Here is a 1701-nt window from a genome sequence, read left to right on the forward strand (position 1 = left end):
CCGGCACGGGGCAGCCGGAGGCCGTGATTGCGGCCGTAAGTGCGGGACGACCGAAAGTGATGCGGGTGGACGCGAAAGACATGGGTGCCGACCTCGAGAAGGTGCTCATCACCAAGGAAGAGATCGACGCCAAGCTGGCCGAGCTGGCCGCGAAGATCGACGCGGAGTACGCGGGCAAGGACCTGCTGATCGTCGGCGTCCTCAAGGGCGCGGTGATGGTCATGGCCGACCTCGCGCGAGCGTTGTCCACCCCGGTCACCATGGACTGGATGGCCGTGTCCTCGTACGGCGCGGGCACCCAGTCCTCCGGCGTCGTGCGCATCCTCAAGGACCTCGACACCGACATCAAGGGCCGTGACGTCCTGATCGTCGAGGACATCATCGACTCCGGCCTGACCCTGTCCTGGCTGATCAACAACCTCGGTTCGCGGGAGCCCGCCTCCCTCAAGGTGTGCACGCTGCTGCGCAAGCCGGACGCCGCCAAGGTCGCCATCGACGTCGAGTGGGTCGGCTTCGACATTCCGAACGAGTTCGTCGTCGGTTACGGCCTGGACTACGCCGAGAAGTACCGCAACCTGCCGTTCGTCGGTACGCTCGCGCCGCACGTCTACGGCGGCTGACACCGGACCGGGCACCTGGGCTGAGCCACTCGGCCCAAGCCCGGCGAGGTGATCGGGAACCCCGGCGGGTCCCGTGCCGTTGAAGCATGCAGAGACGGGTTTCCCGGCTCTCGAAGCGGCTTCACGCGGCTTCGGGCGCCAAGGCTGGGGTACCGTCGGAAGAACTGTCTTATCAAACTCACTATGGCAGGAGGGACGGGGCGGCATCGCTCCGTATGGATGGACGTGAAGCGATACTTCCGTGGGCCGGTCATGTGGATCGTGCTGGCCGTCCTTGCCGTGGTCGTGTTGATGCAGGTCGTCGGCTCGTCCGGCGGCTACAAGTCGGTGGACACCGGCCAGGTCGTCGCGGCGATCAATGCCAACAGGGTCCAGTCGGCCAAGCTGACCACCGGCGACGAGCAGACCGTCAAGGTCACGCTCAAGGACGGCCAGAAGGTCGAGGGCAGCTCCAAGATCCAGGCGAGCTACATCGGCGACCAGGGCGTCCAGCTCGCCAACAACCTGCAGACCAAGTACCAGGACAAGCAGATCCCGGACGGCTACACCGTCGCGCCGTCGAAGCAGAACCCGTTCGTCGGTGTCCTGCTCTCCCTGCTGCCCTTCGTTCTGATCGTCGTCGTCTTCCTGTTCCTGATGAACCAGATGCAGGGCGGCGGCTCCCGGGTCATGAACTTCGGGAAGTCCAAGGCCAAGCTCATCACCAAGGACACCCCGAAGACGACCTTCTCCGACGTCGCCGGCTGTGACGAGGCCGTCGAGGAGCTCCACGAGATCAAGGAGTTCCTCCAGGAGCCGGCCAAGTTCCAGGCCGTCGGCGCCAAGATCCCCAAGGGTGTGCTGCTCTACGGCCGCCCGGGTACCGGTAAGACCCTGCTGGCGCGTGCCGTCGCGGGCGAGGCCGGGGTGCCCTTCTACTCGATCTCCGGTTCGGACTTCGTGGAGATGTTCGTCGGTGTCGGCGCCTCCCGCGTCCGCGACCTGTTCGAGCAGGCCAAGGCGAACGCCCCGGCGATCGTCTTCGTCGACGAGATCGACGCGGTCGGCCGCCACCGCGGCGATCTCGTCGACGAAGGCCTGT

The 1701-nt window shown here is 65.9% G+C and carries 2 protein-coding genes; both read left to right on the forward strand.

Annotation, left to right across the window (positions count from 1 at the left end):
• Positions 1-59 precede the first annotated feature (59 nt).
• Positions 60-620: a hypoxanthine phosphoribosyltransferase gene (hpt, locus tag CCN72_RS36530; RefSeq protein ID WP_037660361.1), complete on the forward strand. Its 561-nt coding sequence runs from the start codon at positions 60-62 to the stop codon at positions 618-620.
• A gap of 219 nt (positions 621-839) precedes the next feature.
• The coding region (locus tag CCN72_RS36535) for an ATP-dependent metallopeptidase FtsH/Yme1/Tma family protein (protein ID WP_143664336.1) at positions 840-1701 on the forward strand (862 nt) is incomplete at its 3' end.

The organism is Streptomyces murinus, assembly GCF_002154555.1.
GTDB lineage: Bacteria > Actinomycetota > Actinomycetes > Streptomycetales > Streptomycetaceae > Streptomyces > Streptomyces murinus.